This is a genomic window from Vibrio sp. 10N.222.49.C12 (assembly GCF_041475025.1).
Classification (GTDB): Bacteria; Pseudomonadota; Gammaproteobacteria; order Enterobacterales; family Vibrionaceae; genus Vibrio; species Vibrio crassostreae_C.
The window spans coordinates 89,213-107,494 of sequence record NZ_JBFRVF010000026.1; the positions used below are offsets into that span (position 1 = coordinate 89,213).

At 45.4% G+C, this 18,282-nt stretch carries 15 protein-coding genes and 1 pseudogene; 7 read left to right on the forward strand and 9 right to left on the reverse strand.

The genetic code is table 11. The annotated features are described in order from the left end of the window. Positions 1-45 precede the first annotated feature (45 nt). Complete coding sequence (locus AB4583_RS10070; RefSeq protein WP_372117214.1) at positions 46-1,950, reverse strand: fructose-specific PTS transporter subunit EIIC; 1,905 nt, start codon at positions 1,948-1,950, stop codon at positions 46-48. A gap of 379 nt (positions 1,951-2,329) precedes the next feature. Between AB4583_RS10070 and AB4583_RS10075 the strand changes: the two genes are divergently transcribed. Next, positions 2,330-3,169: a helix-turn-helix transcriptional regulator gene (locus AB4583_RS10075; RefSeq protein WP_372117216.1), complete on the forward strand. Its 840-nt coding sequence runs from the start codon at positions 2,330-2,332 to the stop codon at positions 3,167-3,169. Between the two features lie 17 nt (positions 3,170-3,186). On the opposite strand, the gene AB4583_RS10080 is transcribed toward AB4583_RS10075, so the two are convergent. Both AB4583_RS10080 and AB4583_RS10085 read right to left on the reverse strand, forming a co-directional pair. After that, entirely contained in the window at positions 3,187-3,960 is a 774-nt protein-coding gene (locus AB4583_RS10080) for a PTS sugar transporter subunit IIA (RefSeq protein WP_017070486.1), read from the reverse strand. Positions 3,961-3,967: 7 nt separating this feature from the next. Then, positions 3,968-4,270: a PTS fructose transporter subunit IIB gene (locus AB4583_RS10085; RefSeq protein WP_136979973.1), complete on the reverse strand. Its 303-nt coding sequence runs from the start codon at positions 4,268-4,270 to the stop codon at positions 3,968-3,970. A 328-nt stretch (positions 4,271-4,598) separates the two neighbouring features. On the opposite strand from AB4583_RS10085, the gene AB4583_RS10090 reads away from it, so the two are divergent. Continuing rightward, a complete protein-coding gene (locus tag AB4583_RS10090) occupies positions 4,599-6,464 on the forward strand; it encodes a fructose-specific PTS transporter subunit EIIC (RefSeq protein WP_372117218.1) in 1,866 nt (621 codons plus the stop codon). A gap of 120 nt (positions 6,465-6,584) precedes the next feature. On the opposite strand, the gene AB4583_RS10095 is transcribed toward AB4583_RS10090, so the two are convergent. Then, on the reverse strand, positions 6,585-7,169 hold the full coding sequence (locus tag AB4583_RS10095) for a TetR/AcrR family transcriptional regulator (protein ID WP_372117220.1): 585 nt from the start codon (positions 7,167-7,169) through the stop codon (positions 6,585-6,587). 139 nt (positions 7,170-7,308) lie between these two features. Next, on the reverse strand, positions 7,309-7,482 hold the full coding sequence (locus tag AB4583_RS10100) for a hypothetical protein (RefSeq protein WP_017061661.1): 174 nt from the start codon (positions 7,480-7,482) through the stop codon (positions 7,309-7,311). A 495-nt stretch (positions 7,483-7,977) separates the two neighbouring features. Between AB4583_RS10100 and AB4583_RS10105 the strand changes: the two genes are divergently transcribed. Continuing rightward, entirely contained in the window at positions 7,978-9,957 is a 1,980-nt protein-coding gene (locus AB4583_RS10105; RefSeq protein WP_372117222.1) for a methyl-accepting chemotaxis protein, read from the forward strand. A gap of 120 nt (positions 9,958-10,077) precedes the next feature. Here AB4583_RS10105 and AB4583_RS10110 read toward each other — a convergent pair whose 3' ends face one another. Continuing rightward, positions 10,078-11,241: an amino acid permease gene (locus tag AB4583_RS10110; RefSeq protein WP_017061663.1), complete on the reverse strand. Its 1,164-nt coding sequence runs from the start codon at positions 11,239-11,241 to the stop codon at positions 10,078-10,080. A gap of 274 nt (positions 11,242-11,515) precedes the next feature. Here AB4583_RS10110 and AB4583_RS10115 point away from each other — a divergent pair. Together AB4583_RS10115 and AB4583_RS10120 are read left to right on the forward strand one after the other, a co-directional pair. Continuing rightward, a pseudogene (locus tag AB4583_RS10115) lies at positions 11,516-11,914 on the forward strand (GNAT family N-acetyltransferase); the annotation flags it as partial. Positions 11,915-12,150: 236 nt separating this feature from the next. Then, positions 12,151-12,699 (forward strand): carboxymuconolactone decarboxylase family protein, encoded by a 549-nt coding sequence (locus AB4583_RS10120; protein WP_017061666.1) that lies wholly within the window; start codon positions 12,151-12,153, stop codon positions 12,697-12,699. Between the two features lie 114 nt (positions 12,700-12,813). Here the strand turns inward: AB4583_RS10120 and AB4583_RS10125 are convergent, their stop codons facing one another. Continuing rightward, the gene (locus tag AB4583_RS10125; RefSeq protein ID WP_171732861.1) at positions 12,814-14,241 is read right to left on the reverse strand and encodes an aminotransferase class I/II-fold pyridoxal phosphate-dependent enzyme; all 1,428 of its coding nucleotides are present in this window, start codon (positions 14,239-14,241) and stop codon (positions 12,814-12,816) included. 124 nt (positions 14,242-14,365) lie between these two features. On the opposite strand from AB4583_RS10125, the gene AB4583_RS10130 reads away from it, so the two are divergent. After that, complete coding sequence (locus AB4583_RS10130; protein WP_372117225.1) at positions 14,366-15,265, forward strand: DMT family transporter; 900 nt, start codon at positions 14,366-14,368, stop codon at positions 15,263-15,265. 104 nt (positions 15,266-15,369) lie between these two features. On the opposite strand, the gene AB4583_RS10135 is transcribed toward AB4583_RS10130, so the two are convergent. Beyond that, a complete protein-coding gene (locus tag AB4583_RS10135) occupies positions 15,370-15,795 on the reverse strand; it encodes a DUF3010 family protein (RefSeq protein WP_017069797.1) in 426 nt (141 codons plus the stop codon). A 259-nt stretch (positions 15,796-16,054) separates the two neighbouring features. Here AB4583_RS10135 and AB4583_RS10140 point away from each other — a divergent pair, with 259 nt between their 5' ends. Beyond that, on the forward strand, positions 16,055-17,692 hold the full coding sequence (locus tag AB4583_RS10140; protein WP_372117228.1) for a methyl-accepting chemotaxis protein: 1,638 nt from the start codon (positions 16,055-16,057) through the stop codon (positions 17,690-17,692). A gap of 154 nt (positions 17,693-17,846) precedes the next feature. Here the strand turns inward: AB4583_RS10140 and AB4583_RS10145 are convergent, their stop codons facing one another. Next, positions 17,847-18,194 (reverse strand): DUF3316 domain-containing protein, encoded by a 348-nt coding sequence (locus AB4583_RS10145; protein WP_017064934.1) that lies wholly within the window; start codon positions 18,192-18,194, stop codon positions 17,847-17,849. Positions 18,195-18,282 lie beyond the last annotated feature (88 nt).

Here is an 18,282-nt window from a genome sequence, read left to right on the forward strand (position 1 = left end):
AAATGCGAGAGTAGAGTGGGCTCAAGCCATTGGAGTTGAAATGGCTTAAGCCGCTGCTGTTGCTAGCTTGGCTTTGCGTAGGTTTTTAAGTGCGATACAAGTAACCGCAGTTACGCCCGCACCAGACGCCATGCATACCAGTGCTAGCAGTGGGTAGTTCATTGCGCCAAGTAGAGCGACCACTGGACCACCGTGAGCAACGCTGTTGGTGATGCCGAATGAGAACGCCATAACCGCAGCAGTCATTGAGCCAAGTACGTTGGCTGGGATAACCGACATCGGGTCTTGAGCCGCGAAAGGAATCGCACCTTCAGAGATACCTACTAAGCCCATCGCACCTGCTGCTTTACCCGCTTCGATTTCAGAAGATTCGAACAGGTCAAACTTACGGCCAAGTCTGGTTGCGATAGCCATACCTAGCGGAGCGACAGGGATAGCACATGCCATTGCACCCATGAACTGAGTTTGACCGCTGGCAATCATGCCGACTGAGAATAGGAACGCCACTTTGTTGAATGGGCCACCCATATCAAAACCAGCCATACCACCCAATACGATGCCAAGCAGAACCACGTTACCTGTGCTCATGCTAGTAAGTAGGGCAGTTAGGGCATCCATCAACCCAGCGATAGGTGCACCAATGACGAAGATGAACAAACCTGCGATGAATAGAGAACCAGTGATCGGAGCGATCATGATAGGCACAAGCGGTTGAACGAACTTGTGGTAGTTAAACGAGGTAATCCATTTAACGAAGTAACCCACTAATAGACCGGCGATGATTGCGCCAATGAAGCCAGTACCTGCGTCAGCGCCATAGAAAGAACCGTTGTTGGCAATCCAACCGCCAATCAAGCCAGGGGTTAGAGCAGGACGGTCAGCAATCGCGTAAGCAATGTAGCCGGCCAAGATTGGGATCATCAGGGTGAAGGCAACCACGCCCACTTCTAGGATTTGGTTCCACATGCTGCCAGCAGGAATCGCCATGCCAGATTCGCTTGGCTCGCCACCAATAGCCAGTGCTAGGGCAATCAAAAGGCCGCCTGTCACTACGAATGGGATCATGTGAGATACGCCATTCATCAAGTAACGATAAAGGTCTGAACGTGCTTGCGAGGCTTTCTCTGCAACAGATTGGTTAGTCGGTGCTTGTTCAGCTTGGTAGCTTGGCGCGTTGAGTGCTTGTTTGATCAAGCCTTGTGCGTCTTTGATTGGCGCTTTTACGTTGGTTTTGATAACGCGTTTGCCAGCAAAACGAGCCATGTCGACCTGCTTGTCACAAGCCACCACAATCGCGTCGGCACGTTCAATTTCTTCTTGAGTTGGGCTGTTTTTAACGCCGATAGAACCGTTGGTTTCGACCTTAACATCGTAGCCAAGAGCCGCTGCGCCTTTCTCTAGCGCTTCAGCTGCCAAATAGGTGTGTGCAACGCCAGCTGGACAGCCTGTCACGCCAATGATGAAGCCTTGGGTTTCTGTCGTTTCTTCGGTTGGAACTGGCTCTGGTTTAGTCAGTAACAGCTCCAATGCAGCTTGCTCGGAATCGGCATTCATGAAGTTTTCAATGAAACCTTCTTCAATCAGTTTTGAAGAAAGCTCGGCCAATACTTCGATGTGGTGATTGTCGCCGCCACCGGGAGAAGCAATCATAAAGAACAGTTTTGAAGGCTGACCATCATCGGCTCCGTAGTCGATGCCTTCTTTGTGCACGCCGATAACAACCGCAGGTTTGATTACCGCGCTACTCTTCGCGTGTGGCAGGGCAATGCCTTCTTCAAAGCCAGTGTTGCCTTGTTCTTCTCGCGCTTTAATGTCGGCAAGAAACTGAGCTTTGTCTGAAATTCGACCTTGTGTGTACAGCACCTCTATCAGCTCTTTAAATACATCTTCTTTGGAATTGGCGCTTAGCGAAAGCTTAATCAAATCTTGATTGATCAGTGTTGTGATCATAATGAACCCCTACTCTGTTTTTATTTTGTTAGGGGTATTTTGAAATTGATTCGGTGCCTGCTGTAGTGAAGAAAAAACGCATTTACTGGATGATTGTTGCCTTCTAAATGGAGTGTGATTTTGATCGGTTAGGAGTGCCTGTTTGGGGGAGTGTTGACAGCTTTTATGAGGTTATAACGCTTTTATTGATAAGGGCTTAGATTGATTTTTCTATCATGATAACAGTGTTCTAAATCTGGCCTTAGACTGGAGATTTATTTCCACTACTGGATTTTTGTAACCTAGATCTCAAATTGTGATTTTGCTCAATAGCGCTATGTTTCACTAAGGAGTATATCTATTCCCGTAGCGTTATTGCTGCTTTTAAGAGTTCGAAACAATGATATTTCATGACCTAATCTCGTCGGTATTAAATGAGCGAGAACCATTTCATAACATCTGGTTTGCTGGAGATTTTCACACGCCTTCAGCGTGCAGCTATCAGGTGAACTTTCCGCGCTTAGAGTTGGTATTAGACGGAGAGTATATTAATGAAATGGAGAGTCATGATCGCAAGATCACCAACGTTATTGCCAAAGCCGGAGACGCGATTTTCATCCCGCCTAACTGTTGGAACAAGCCGAACTGGGATACTGATTGTTCGGTACTGAGTATGTTGTTTGGGCGTCGTCAGCTTGGTTTAAGCTTGGTGAGTAAGCGCAAAGGGGAAGAGAGCTTTTACGATATCCAAAAACACAGTATTCAGACTCGATCAGGGTTTGCGATTGATAACATCTTGGAGGCGCTTAGCTCGTTAGCGAGAGAGAGCAACAAGCAGCCGATGGATGAGTTATTGCTGCAAGCTCTGCTCCAATACAGCAAGACGATGTTGGATGCGCCTGTCGAGAAATCTCACAGCCGCGTGCAGGATGTGTATCAAGGGATTTGTATCTATATCCAAGAGAATTTCCACCGCCAGATCACGCGAGACAGCATCTCTTTGCGCTTTAGTATTTCATCCAACCATTTGTCGCGAATGTTTCGTCAACAAGGCCACATGACGCTGGCTGAATACATTACACGTGTGCGAATCGACCGCGCCAAGTTCATGCTCAAGAAATACAATTTCAAGCTCAATGAAGTGTCGGTACGTTGTGGCTTTAAGGATGTGAATTACTTCTGCCGAGTATTCAAAAACCGCACCGGAAGAACCCCGACTGAATATCGAGGATCCATCTAGAACTAACGAGCTGGTAATCAAATCAGGCGTGACGAGATGTACATCAGCAGAGCTTGTAGGTCGACACTGCTTCGAGTCTTTTGCAGACGTTCATTGACCTGATCGTGAAGCAGGTTTCGAGTTAGGTTGGTCGCCGCGACAATGTGCTCACGCTGTGGCTTGGTTGGCAGAACAAGAGCAATGGCCACATGCACTTCGCCGATACGTGATGCCCAGTCAATTGGGTCGTCACTGACGATAACCGCAATCGAGAGATCTTGAGTCGATTCAAACATCACATGCGGCAGTGCGATACCTGGTGACACGCAGGTTGAAGAGCGTTCCTCCCGCTTAATAAATGCCAGAATCAGTTCATCTGGATCTTCTGGATAAACAAGGTGAGCGAGCCCTTTTAAGCACTCAAATTTGGTCAGTTGGGTTTGCGCCTTAGCGTGGTGCCATTTGATGTCACAAGGCGGGCATATTTGTGGCATTCGCTGGATTAAATCTTTAGAGAATTCATGGTTCACTTGTGAGCCAACCATGTCGTAATGCTCAGCAATTACATCTTTGAGAACGAAACAGGCCAGCTCCGCATCAATCCCAACCGCGGTTATCTGACACAAATCACCACGAAGTAAACCTACTTGCAGCATCGCAACGGATTTGGAGAGATCAGCGGTTCGATTTTGAGTGATGTTGATAATGCGGATGTTGCTTTTGAACTTCTTCGCTAAGCGAGTCAGCGGCTGTGCGACATGTGAGTTCGCGGCAGGATCGTTAACGAAGAAGGTGATCTGGTATTCGTTCATCAAAAGCTTAAGTTCGACAATGCTTAATAAAAACTTTATCGACACTCAACAACACCTCTTCCATTGGAACAAATACGGTTTTAGCTGGGTCAAATCGGCTTAGTTGTCCGATGTCGATATCAGAGACGATCAACACTTTGTCTGCGAGGGTAATATCTTGGGCTGTCAGTAAGTTTTCAATACCCATAGCGCCTTGCGTCTCAACCTTGATTGAAACGTTGAACTTAGGGGCTGTTTTATTTAGAGCATCAGCTGCCATATAGGTGTGCGCAATGCCTGTAGGGCACGCAGTTACCGCTACAATTCTCATTATTATTCTCGGCTTAATCTCGTCCCTGTTACGTTACAAAAGCTACCTTTCAGAAGCTACCTTGGAAAAGCTATCTTGCATGGAAAATCCAGTATAGAAAGCTCGCATGGCGGAGGGACGATATTGTTATGGGTTCTGTGGATTTTATGGATTGGCGTTTTTTATTCCAAGGTGAAAGTCACACTCTGAGTTCTTGGTTACAATAATCCAGTTAATGCACCTTTCGTCCTATATATTGAGTGCCTTCACACCGTTAATCTTTTCATCTTATTAACCTTATCACTTACGTAATTACTTCAGTCTGAAATCAGGCGAGGCAGAGCAGCATATGGATATCACCAACATTATCGAGCCCGAGATTATCTGTTTGGATTTACAAGCAGACTCAAAACAGGCGGTATTTGAAGAGCTTGTTGAACTGCTCGACCGTGCCGGTAAGCTCTCTAATAAACGTGAATTCCTTGACGACATCTGGAAGCGTGAAGCCATCGGTAATACTGGCTTTGACGATGGCATCGCCATTCCACACGCGAAAAGTGCTGCCGTAGCTAAACCTGCGGTGGCGGTAGGTATCAGCCGTTCTGGCATCGATTATGGCGCAGACGGCGGCGAGCTGTCGGATGTGTTCTTTATGCTCGCTTCACCAGACAACAACGACGACCACCATATCGAGGTACTGGCTCAGATTTCGACCAGGCTTATTGAAGATGGCTTTGTTACAAAATTAAAGGCGGTGGAGTCTGTCGAGGAAGCTCAAGAGCTGTTTCTTGAAGCCAATTCAGAATCGTTCGATAGCTACGCATCTAGCCATCATGAAGTGTATGTCGAACCACTAAGCCCTTGGGCACAATCTCTTAATCGCCTCAAAGAACACTTATTATACGGCACCTCACACATGATTCCTTTCGTGGTTGCAGGTGGTGTGCTTTTGTCTTTGTCGGTGATGATTTCGGGTCATGGTGCAGTGCCTGAGAGCGGAGTTCTGGCTGACATCGCACAGATGGGCATCGCGGGGTTAACCCTGTTTACAGCGGTGCTCGGTGGTTACATCGCGTATTCAATGGCCGACAAACCGGGTTTAGCGCCCGGTATGATTGGTTCTTGGGTTGCGGTGAATCAATACAATACCGGCTTTCTCGGTGCAATTGTGGTCGGTTTCTTCGCTGGTTTTGTGGTGAATCTACTTAAGAAGATCAAACTGCCAGACAGCATGATCTCGCTGAGCTCTATCTTCATCTATCCATTAGTCGGCACCTTCGTGACCTGTGGTGCGGTGATGTGGGTGATTGGCTCTCCGATAGCTCAAGTAATGCTTGAGATGAACCAAATGCTCACGGGCATGGCAGGCTCCGGAAAAATGGTATTGGGCAGTATTTTAGGTGCAATGACGGCCTTTGATATGGGCGGCCCGATCAATAAAGTAGCAACGCTGTTTGCCCAAACTCAGGTGAATACTCAACCATGGTTGATGGGCGGTGTCGGGATAGCGATTTGTACGCCACCGCTAGGTATGGCATTGGCGACTTTCTTATCGCCAAAGAAATTCAAAAGAGACGAACGTGAAGCAGGTAAAGCGGCGGGTATCATGGGTATGATTGGCATCAGTGAAGGCGCGATTCCTTTTGCTGCCGCCGATCCTGCGCGCGTTCTGCCTGCGGTTGTTGCTGGTGGCATTGTCGGTAACGTGGTTGGCTTTATGTTCCATGTAGTGAACCATGCACCATGGGGTGGATGGATAGTGTTGCCAGTGGTTGATGGCAAGATTGGCTATATCGTTGGCACACTAGCGGGGGCTCTAACGACAGCCCTGATCGTGATTCTTCTGAAGAAGAACGTGGTCGAAGGTGAAGTGAATTCTAATCAGTTGACCTGTGGTTCGGTAACGGAAGAAGGGCAAGCAGATGTATTGGCGATCACTTCTTGTCCATCTGGTGTTGCCCACACTTTCCTGGCGGCTAAGTCTTTAGAAAAGGCGGCCCATCACCTTGGAGTTCGGATAAAGGTTGAGACCCAAGGTGCCAACGGAATAGGTAATCGCATTACCCAGAAAGATATTGAAAGGGCGAGGTTGGTGATCTTCGCTCACGATGTGGCGATTAAGGAAGTTGAGCGCTTTGCGAATGTGAAAATCTTAGATGTCAGCACCAAAGAAGCGATGCTCAATGCGCAGGCGTTGATCATGCGAAAGGTGTAACCCTTAAGCTTTAAAGTTAATCATCTATAAAGTTAACTAGATCAAAACTAAAAAGACTCCGTTCTAGCCTTTGGCTAATAGTGGAGTCTTTTTGTATGGCTTCTAAAACAAGTTGAGCTTTTAAAAAGGATGATACTTAAATACGTCTTCAACCATTGAGTTAAGCAAATCGATGTCGTCACAGGTTTTGGCGTAGGTACGCAAGCCTGCGATCTGAACTTGAACATGTCGAGCAAGCTGAACAGGTTCACGCTCTTTGCTTATCTCACCCAGTTCTTGTGCTTCTGTAATCAACTTGGCGAACTCACCTTCCATGATTTTGAGTGATTTCTTCGCTTCTGCTAATAGCTCTGCGTGTTCATCAGTCAGCTCTGCGACCGTTTTAGCCAGCATACACATGCCATTTGGCGAACTTTGTTTTGATTCGACAACCGCACGTTTCACGAAATTTTCGAGCGCTTTGATTGGAGAATCCGTTTCGCTGCGGAAGCGGTTCAGATTGAGGATGCCAAGTTCGGTATAGCGAGCAAGCGTCTCTTTAAACAAACCTTCTTTGCTGCCAAAAGTCGCGTAGATGCTGCCCGGACGCATATCAATCACGTCTTGCAGGTTACGCATAGAAGTCGCATGAAAGCCCTTTTCCCAATACAGGTTCGTTGCTTTATCTACTACATCTTGTCTATCGAACTTCGCAGTCTTGGCCATAACATCTACTTCATTAATCTGAACATATGTTCAATATTTTATGCTGAACGCCCGTTCTAGTAAAGGTGTGTTTAGCTGCTTTGCGCAGGCTTAGAACATCAAAGAGTTAATAAAACATCCAGATCATCAGGAAATAATCTTAATCATCAATAACTTCTACGGTCTTGTGCTGAGCGCCGTAGTAGGTGCCTTCATCGATGGTGTACATCAATGTTGCTTCGCACTCTGGACAATCGAATTCCTCATTGGGTTCAATAGCCGCTTCTTCTACCCATTCCCAACCGATATGTTCTTCGCAAGCGGGACAGTCCATAAAATATCTCTCAGTTATTGTCGCATATTTATTGCGAATCTCTACTTTAATAATTCGGCATTATACATATTTAGTTAACGAGGAATAGACAGTTAATCAGCGCAGAATAGGGAGTTGATTAGTTGTGAATCAATCGCTGGTGAGCGTTGAATCTATAGTTAGTTCTGAATATATCGTTTTCTCTGAGCACATAATTGGTGCAGGCCTACCCCTTTTGGGTAGTTAAAGTGTGTCAGATTTCAGTCGCTTACGTCAATAAAATGTTGTCGCATGTGTTTTGGGTATCGTTAGGTCGCTTAGCTAACAGTTTTATCGGTAAATCAATGAATTTTGTAAGGTTAAATGTTACCTTCATCGCATCGCGATCTGTGTGTCACGGTAATTGATGCACATTGATCAAGTTGAATAATTATACAGTCACAATTGAGGCGCATCTTATTAAGGGTGTGCGAGTTAGATGACTGAAAAGATTTGTTAGCTGCTAGGGAAATGATAATGAAATTAACCGATATGTCTTTTAAGCAAAAAATCATCGCTTTGCTTATTTTACCGATCTTGGGATTTCTATGGCTTAGCGTTTCTGCGATTTCAAAAGGCGTAGAAACCACCAGTGAATTGTCTTCATTAAACCAACTTACCCGTTTGTCGGTTGTGTACAGTGAACTTGTGCATGAGTTACAAAAAGAGCGTGGAATGACGGCTGGGTTTATCGGCTCACAGGGCACTAAGTTTGTCAGTGAACTACGTGCACAAAGAGCCAGTGCAGATAATAGACGTAATCTGAAAACCGAATACTGGCAATCTGCTGAAATCGATTTACCGCAGATCACTCGGCTGAACACTGAAATAAGCCAAAGCCTAAATCAAATCACTTCTATTCGTAATCGGGTCGATTCTCAATCGATTCCGCTGTCTGAGGCTTTGGGTTATTACACCCAACTTAATGCAAAGCTGCTGAGCGTATCGGCGTTAATTGCTGAGCTTAGCTCTGATGCTGCCATCACCACTGAAACCATCGCTTACTACAACTTTTTACAAGGTAAAGAGCGAGCGGGTATCGAGCGTGCTGTCCTAAATAATACCTTCTCTAAAAATGAATTTGGCCCAGGCATGTTGGTTAAATTCATCTCTTTGGTGACTGAGCAAAATACCTATTTCTCAAACTTTGAGGTATTGAGTAACCCAGCTAACGTTCGTTTCTTTGAACAGCAATTGAATGATCGTTCGGTGGCAGAAGTAGAAAAGCTTCGTGGTTTGGCTGAATCTAAGATGAGCGGTTTTGATGTTGATCCTGTGTACTGGTTCTCGCAATCTACCGCTCGTATTGTTCAGCTAAAGAAAACAGAAAACCACCTAGCAGAGTCGCTTATCGCACTGACAGAGAAAAAAATGTCAGAGGCGCAGTCTGCGATGATGATGAGTATTGGTCTGTTTGCTTTGATAACCTTGTTCGCGACCTTCGTGAGCTATAAGGCGATCAGCGACCTGACGATGAGAGTAAAAGATCTTACAGTGATGTTGTCTAAGGTTCGTAATGACAACGACTTAACAGTTCGCGCTAAGTACGTTGGTAACAGCGAACTTGGACAGATCTCTTCTGCACTCAACGAAACCCTAGAGAAGTTTTCAAACGTTATCGACAACCTGTCTCAGTCGAGTCTGACTTTAGCTTCAGCTGCTGAAGAAACCTCGCAAACTTGTCACTACAACTCGAACACGCTAGTTCAACAACAAGACCAAATAGGCTTAGTTGCGACTGCGACAGAAGAGTTATCAGCAACGGTAAATGAAGTGGCCGCTAAAACTCAGCAGACAGCAAGCTCCGCTAAACTGGTCGATGAGCAGTCGCAAGAAGGTTTGAGTACGGTTCAAAACTCTTACCACTCTATCGAAAAACTGGCTTCTGAAATTAATGACCTAGCGGAAAAAATCACGCATCTACACGAGAGCAGCAATAGCATTAACAGTGTGATTGATGTGATTAAGTCGGTAGCAGAACAAACCAACCTACTGGCATTGAACGCGGCAATTGAAGCGGCACGAGCGGGTGAGCAAGGCCGTGGATTCGCGGTAGTGGCTGATGAAGTTCGCACGCTAGCACAACGTACTCAGCAATCGACAGCTGAAATTGAAGGCTTTATCAGCTCGCTACAGTCCGATGTTCAAACGGCGTTTAATGTGATTGATAACAGCCAGAAGATGTCGTCTAAAGCGGTTGAGGATTCAAAAGAGGTGGAACACACCTTACAAGGTATCTCAGCATCGGTGAGCGAGATCTTTAGCATGACTGAGCAGATCGCAACCGCTACCGAAGAGCAAGCGGTAGTGACTCAAGATATTGCTCAAAACGTCATGGCAGTAGAGCAGAAGTCGACAGAATCTACGACAGGTGCAACGCAAATAGCTGCAACAGCCAAAGAACAAGCTCAGTTAGCAGCTTCATTGAAAGATATTGCGAGTACGTTTAAGAGCTAACTAGCAAGCACTCAATAAGAAGTAAAATGCCCGTTAGTCTCTACTTTTAATAGCAGGACTAACGGGCTATTTGTATCTGCTGTCTTCTAAATGGCAACAGATAGTCCATTCAATGGGGATCTACCCCATAAACCAAGACACGAAAATCAACGCACCAAAACCAAATGTCGCCATTAATGCCGTGTCGCCACCGGCTGCTGTGTAGCTGCCTTCGGTTTGTAGGTGAGGGAAGTCAGGTCTGCGAACCTTAACTACCATTGCGAGTGGGCCCCAGATAGCTAGGAACACCAGCACCATACCTGCATAGTCCAGCATGCTTACAAACTGGCTAGCGAACAGCTCAGCTAATACCAAAGGTAAGATGAAGGTTAGCGCATAAGCCAACGCTTTGTTGTTGGTCACCGCATCTTTGTTTTGGTCGTAAAGCGCCATCGACACGCCGAGGAAAGAAGTCACCAAGGCTAGAGCAGAGAACAGAGCGATCACCACTTTCAACCAAGCAGATTGGCCGCTGAACGCAGAGATCAACTCAGAGATATTGTGGAACTGGCTGATCGCGTCTGTGCCGAGGTTGCCGATAATCGCGAATAACCAAGTCAGGTAGCAAATTAATGGAATCACTGAGCCAAGCAGAATCATATTGCGGATCTGCTTTTGAGTCGCTTCACGGTTGTAGATCACCAGTGATGGGATCACCACCATAGAGGCAAAGCTGGTAAAGATAACCGCGCTGTATTGCACCACATCATTGGCTGTGTATTGGCTGGTTTGAGTAAGGTAATCAAGGCGAATGTTGCTAAACAACGACGCGATAACGATAAACAGCATCACGACCATCAAGATGAATAGCCCGCGATTCAGTTTGTCGATATAAGACTTGCCCGAGACGACGATAGCACCCATCAATAGGCTGAAAATGGTATACGCAACGGATGCTGATACATCGACACCAACGTCGAGCAGTAGCTTATGAATGATGTCACCGACACCCAAGATATAAGCGATCAACATGCATACTAGCAACAGGTAAAAGAGTGCATTGATAAAGTGTTTACCTTTGCTGCCCAGAGTGAGGTAAGCAACACTGCTCATGCCACTGTTGTCTTTGGTTTTAGTGCATGCTTCTGCCAGGAGGAGTGCAGAGTATGTGGTGCCGATAAAGATAAGTAGCATCAGCACTGAGCTGATCATGAAGCCAAATTGGGCCAACACCATGGGAATAGCGAGCATGCCAGCCCCTAATGCAGTTCCTGACAGAATCAAAGAACTGCCGAATAATTTCATATTCAAGAAAAACAACCTCAAGCGATCCAATTAAATTTTGTTTGGATTGTAAATAATTGTTTCCAAGACTAACAAAATACTCAGTAAAGTTAGGGGTTAATTTCTAATAAATTTTGAATTTTTCTAAAAAATTTAAGCAGGAATTTCTGGTGTATATGTGTGGTTGATTTAAGTATTCACTCGGTGAGTTTATTTATCGTTTAGTTAACGTTCGTCCATTATTGAATGATTTAGAAATTGGCAAAATTCAGTTAAAAAGAAGTATGTTTATGAGCTAATTGAAGACGATTCTAGTGAGTCGGATGCGGATAGCACGATTGTGGGTGCGATTATCTTTACGCCGCTTTCATTTGATGATGAAACCAAGGCATATTTGCTTTCGCCAGTGGCGGTGAGCACTCAGATGCAAAAGCGTGGTATTGGTCAGCGCCTGATTAACTTCGGTTTGCAGTTTCTAAAAGAGCAGGGTATTGAGCTTGCAGTGACGTACGGTGATCCTGACTACTATTCAAAAGTGGGCTTTGGGCAAATTACCGTTGAGCAGGTCCCAGCGCCCTTTGAATTGAGTTTCCCTCACGGTTGGTTGGCTCAATTGTTAACTGGTGGTGAAATCAAAGTAACAAGTGGCAAGTCGAGTTGTGTTAAAGGCTTGGCTCACGCAGAATATTGGTAGCCGCTTGCAAAAAATTGAGAAAAAGAGAAAGCCCATCAGGTGTTGCCTGTTGGGCTTTCTCGTTATGAACAAAAGATATCCGTCAGGCTTCAATGTATATTTTGAACGAGTGTTCAAAATAACACTTGAACGATCGTTCTTGTTTGATCTATATTGTTTTCACACCAACGGAGAACATTCATTAATTGCTCCGTGATTGAATAACTTTAGAACCGAAAATTGATAGGGATAGAGCAATGAGCAACTTCAAAATTCACTCAGTAGAATCCGCGCCAGAGCAAAGCCAACCTATTCTTGAGGGCGCTAAAAAGCAGATGGGCAGAGTGCCGGGCTTGTTTGGTGTGTTGGCTGAATCTCCAAACACACTTAAGGCTTACACCCAGCTTCATCAGGCATTTAGTGACTCATCTTTCGATGCTGAAGAGCTAACGGTTGTTTGGCAAACCATCAACGTTGAACACGAATGTCACTACTGCGTTCCAGCGCACACAGGTATCGCACATTCAATGAAGGTTGATCCTGCAATCACCGAAGCACTGCGTAATCGCACGGCTCTACCCACTGAAAAATTGCAAGCACTGCATGATTTTACGCTGAGCATGGTGCGTAACCGCGGCAATGTGCCTGAAAGTGAAATGGCAGCATTTTTCGAAGCGGGCTACGGTCAGCAACAAGTGCTAGAAGTGATTCTTGGCCTGTCTCAGAAAGTGATCAGTAATTACGTAAACCACGTTGCTAAAACGCCAGTCGACAAAGTTTTTGAACAGTTCGCTTGGCAAGGGTAATCGTATTTAACTAACCATCGTATTTAAGCAACTCAAGATATGATAATGATGAAAGCCCCACTCAGTTGAATGGGGCTTTGTTGTTTTGGTCTAAATGGTAATTAGAAAGGTAACCTAACGCACGTGCTTAGCGATTATCTTCGCTAGTGTCACAACCCCTTCTTTCCACTCTTTGCTCTCTTCAATGTTGGCAACAGTAAAGCGCAAGCAGTGTTTATATTGGTCGTTGGTGCCAAATACTGTTCCGGGTAAAATCCCCAACTTATGCTTTAAACAGTCTTGATAGACCGCGTAGCTATCGACCGATTCAGGCAGTGTTATCCAGTTTAAAAAAGAGCCTTCCGGTTTTGATAGGTGGTATTGCCCGACAAGGTGTGGGTGGCTATCTAGTGCTTGTATTAACAGGCTTTGGAATTGCTTTTGGTTGGTTTGGTAGAGCCGTTTCATTTTGGATAAGTGGCTGCGATATTTACCGGTAGTGAGGAATTGCCCTACCGCGGATTGCATCAGGTTTGAGCTGCCCATGTTGTCGCATAAAAGGTACTTTTCGACCAAAGGTTGGTAGCGCCCAGACAGTAACCAACCGATTCGCAAGCGTGAGTCTAATGTTTTAGACAGTGAGTTAACGTAGATGACTCTATCTTGATCATCAAGCTCTTTGAGGCTCGCGATTGGTGTGTCGAATGCCAAGCTACCGAACACATCGTCTTCGATAATTGGTAAAGATCCGGTGATCTCCAGTAATGCTTTTCGATTCGCCAATGGCATTCTTGAGCCGGTTGGGTTAGTAAAGTTTGGCGTTAGCAGTAAGGTTTTCACTTCCCATTTGTCCAACGCACTCTGTAGTGATGGGATATCAATACCGTGGCTAACGCTGCTTGGGATTTCAAGTGCTTGCAATCCAAGTGATTCAAGTAAAAGTAGATTACCGAAATAACAGGGCGACTCGACCGCCACGATGTCGCCGGGCTTGGTGAGCGCACGCAAAGCTAGACTGATCGCCTGTTGAGCACCATGAGTAATTGCAATCTCTTTCGATCCCGCAGGCACACCAAGATCATGAGTGATCTTTAACAATTGCTTTACTAATTGCTCGTCGCCGGGGGGTAATTGGTAATAACCGGGAAGCTGAGTTTGTAATCGACTGTGACGGCCAATCTCGGCATACAAGCTACGAATCGCAGGATTGTTGATGTTCGGGTGCGCGGAGCCTGCCAACAGTTTCAGGCGACCTTTTGGACGAGAGAGTACCGATTTGGTGACAGACAACAGATCGACTTTTTGAGGTTGGCTTGATGCATCCCAGCTGGTGGTGTTCGGTGCTTTCACGCGATAGCCAGATTTAGGTACTGAATAAACCCAGCCTGTCGCTTCCAGTTCTTGATAGGCGCGAATTACGGTATTTTTGCTTACGCCAAGCTGTTCGCTTAACTGGCGGATCGAGGGAAGGCGATCGTCTGGATGAAAGAGCCCCTTATCGATCTGAGCCTTAATATGTTGTTCGGTAGCAAGGTATTTATTGCCGCTGAGTTCTGCTTCCACGTTTTTCTCCCTCGTTGCTCACTCTCAATCTGTAACCATTCAAAGTGTTATATCTGTATCTTTATTAGTTATCTGTACCCAACTAAGGTAACAGCATTGATGAAGAGTTGACCAGAGGTTTGTAATGCTGATTAAAATGATTCCGTTTGTGTTTGTAATATTGTGGTCGTCAGGTTTTGTCGGCGCACGTCTTGGTGTGGAATACGCGGAACCCGCAACATTACTTTCATTGAGGATGGTGGCCAACGTTGCGCTGTTCTTGGTTTTGATTGCAATCCTTAAGCGTCGTATTCCTCGTGGTCGAGCATTCTTCCACGCAAGTGTGGTTGGCATCTTGATTCATGGTTTCTACCTTGGTGGCACCTATCTGGCGATTGATATGGGTATGCCCGCCGGGTTGAGCTCTCTACTTGTTGGCTTACAACCGATTCTGACCGCCTTGATTATGATCAGCTGTACTTCGCAGCGTTTTAATTTTGCACAGTGGTTGGGATTGGCGCTTGGTTTTGCGGGTATTAGTTTGGTGTTGATGGGCAATATTGAATGGCAGTCAGACGACCAAAAAGGCTTGGCAACGTTATTGTGTTTGGTTTCTTTGGTGGGTATTACCTGCGGCACTTTGTATCAGAAGCGCTTCTGTCAGGGGACAGATATGGTCGGCGGTGCGATGGTGCAATATTTGGCTTCTGCCGCGTTGTTTCTGCCGTTCGCAATGCGTTACGAAACGATGCAAGTAAACTGGACGATAGAATTCACGTTGACTCTAATTTGGCTGGTGGTTGTTCTGTCTTGTGTTGCCATATTATTGTTGCTTTACATGGTAGAACACGGTGCATCTTCAAGTGTGGCCTCAGTGTTTTACTTAGTTCCACCGACGACAGCAATTCAAGCTTGGCTTATTTTCGGTGAGTCGTTCGACATCTATGGCGCGATGGGCTTTGCCTTGTCTGCTGCGGCGGTTTATTTGGTGGTGAGGAAGCCAGAATGGATTAAGGCTCGCAGGCGAACAGTGTTAGAGCGGTAGTGTGTATATCATAATTAACTCCACTTAACGTCAGTAACTAGAAACAAAAAAGAGCCTGAATATTCAGGCTCTTTCTGTATCAAATATTGGCTAGCGACTTTTGATTAGCGCTTCATCAAGCAAGCGTATGCCGTAGTAAACGGTGCTTCTTGGTATTGCTTAAGGCCAGTTTCTTTGAATTTCATCATTAGAGGGTTGCGCTTGAGGCTCTCTTTGATGTCAGCCGGTGATACAACGGTTACGTCTAGGCCGTCGATCAGTTGAATTGCTGCTTCTAGTTTGAAACCAAAGCCACCGCCAGCAAATTTGCCTTTAGTTTGGCGTTGACGAATTACAACTTTATCTACTTGGTAGTCTTCCATTAACTTTGCAAAAGAGAATTGAAAGTCTTTCATATTCTGTGTGTCGTTTGCGTCGCTAATTGAAACTTTAGAAACTCGGCAATCAGGAATGTTAAATACACCATCTGATAGAGAAAGAAGACAGATGACTGCATCGTTACCTTTGATTTCAACACCACAAATTTTCATGTTCTTACCTACTTATTTTAGAGCCCTACATTATGGTGTTATTTCTCACACTTCTCCAGTATTTGCGTGTATCAGCGGAAAATAAGTCTAAATCAGAGCATGCCTTAACGTTTGGGAGTTGAGCTATGGTCGAATAATCACCACGAAATTTGACGATATCGTTTGCTATGAGATGAGGCTCACAAATCCTTAGCGAGACTTCATATGTGTGCTGTATATTGCGCGCGCATCCCTATTTGAAGTGTGGTTATTAATCCCAATGAATATCAATAATCTTTCGATTAAGAGTAAAATCGCGATCCCGCTGTTTGTGATTGTGATTGTTTTTTCTACTGTTACTGTGCTCAACGTTATCAGATCAAATGCTCAAGCTGCGATTAATAACGAGCTCAATAATGTGGTTCAGCCAGTCCTAGATAACCTAGAAGATGGCTACCGAGATATCTACCAGATTATCGCTTCGGCACAAGGTCTGTTGCTTGCTAAAGACCAAGCGGCGATCGAGTACCAAAAGTTTGAATTTAAAGACAACGCTTACAAAGCGGTTCCTCGTTTTCAAAGTGTTGAAACCTTATATCAAGCGGGCGTGTTGGATCCATCTTCACGTGATGAGTTATCAAAGCTTGTTAATGCGATGAGCAAGTGGGTGGCACTGCACGAGCCAATGTTCGCTGATCCAGCAAACGCAGACCAATACAATATTGATTACTCGCCAGCGCTTGACGCAGAGTTTGCGATCATTCGTACTCAACTGCGCGATATCCGAACTCTGATCGAATTGAAACAGAAAGAGCTTCGCCAGCAAGCCGATGACTCTATTGAATCGAGTAAGTTGATCATTGAAGTGGGTATGGCCGTTGCTGTTTTCGCTGCACTTTTCGCTATGTGGTTATCCAATCGGTTTATCGTTCAGCCAATCCAGAACGTAGAGAAAGCGATGAATGAGATCGCATCGGGCGACGGTAACTTGTCTCAACGTATGAAGGTCGAAGGTAATGATGAGATCGCTCGTTTAAGTTCTGCTTTCAACCAGTTTGTTGGCAAGATCCATGTCACCGTCGAACAAGTTATTTTTACATCGAATGCGGTACGCGCTGAGATGGAAAACATTAAATCGTTAACGCAAAGTGTTGCTGAATTTTCATCGAACCAACAGCGTGAAAGTGAAGTAGTCGCGGCGGCGGTTCATGAGATGCAAGCAACCAGTGAAGTGGTGAGTGGTAATGCATTAGATGCGGCAACCGCCAGTAATGTTGCCAATCATGAAGTGGAATCGGCAGACACCACGCTTGGCTTGACCGTGACTTCGATTGAACGCCTTGCGCAAGATATCGAGAACGCGGGCGGTGTTGTTCAAGAGCTGGACACAGACGTGAAGAACATTGCCTCAATCCTTGGTGTGATCAAAGGCATTGCAGAGCAAACCAACCTACTTGCTTTGAATGCGGCTATTGAAGCGGCACGAGCGGGTGAACAAGGCCGTGGCTTTGCGGTTGTGGCTGATGAAGTTCGAGCGCTTGCGAGTAAAACTCAAGACAGCACTGGCGAAATCCAATCAATGATTGAACGCTTAGAAGTGGGTGCTAAACACGCGGTTGGTGTGATGACTGAAAGCAAAGTGAGTGGCGAGAAAACCATTGTTCAAGCAGGAACTGCAGCATCTTCATTGAGTGAGATTCGTAACTCAATTGGCAAGATGAATGACATGAACACACAAATTGCTACGGCGGCTTCGCAACAGTCTCAAGTGTCTGAAGAAGTGAATAAGAATGTTCAACGCATCGCTGAAAGCACCATGCAAATGGTTGAGATGGCAAGCAGCGCAGAAAATGCATGTATGGCATTGGCTGAACAGTGTGAAGCGCTAGATAGCCTTGTGTCTCAGTTTGAAGTGTAATTTTCAAAATTAGACAGACGAATATGAGCTGATAATGGTTGCTCGTATTGAGTCCCATTAATCAGCGGTGAACGACAAAAAGCCCGCACTCTATGAGTGCGGGCTTTCTTTTTGACTAGGTGATCAGTTTTTAGACCTGATCAATCACTCAGTGTTAGCTGCTAAGACCGTCTTTGTATGTGTAACGGTAGTCCACTTTTACGTTCGCTTGGTAGTGGATGTCGCCGTTCATGTTAGTGATCTTTTTCACTTCCATATTTGCATCATCAATCTTGAACGAATCGTATTTGGTTGTCTGTTGGAACTGTGGCAGTTCTCTTGAAAGCTCAAAAGGTGTTTTTGCGCGTAACTCATCCATAAGGTTGGTGCCTGCATCGTATGCTTCGACTTCACTAGCATATGTGTCAGATTTTAGCGTTGTTTCTTGAATTGTTGTTTTAGTTGCTGCAAACGCAGTGGTGCTGAGTACAAGAGTTGATGCAAGTATGATTAACTTTTTCAAAGGGATACCTTACTTTGTTGTACCAGTGTTTTAGAGATTCTCACCCTAGCAATAGGGGATGAGGTTAATGTTAGGACAAAAATATGGT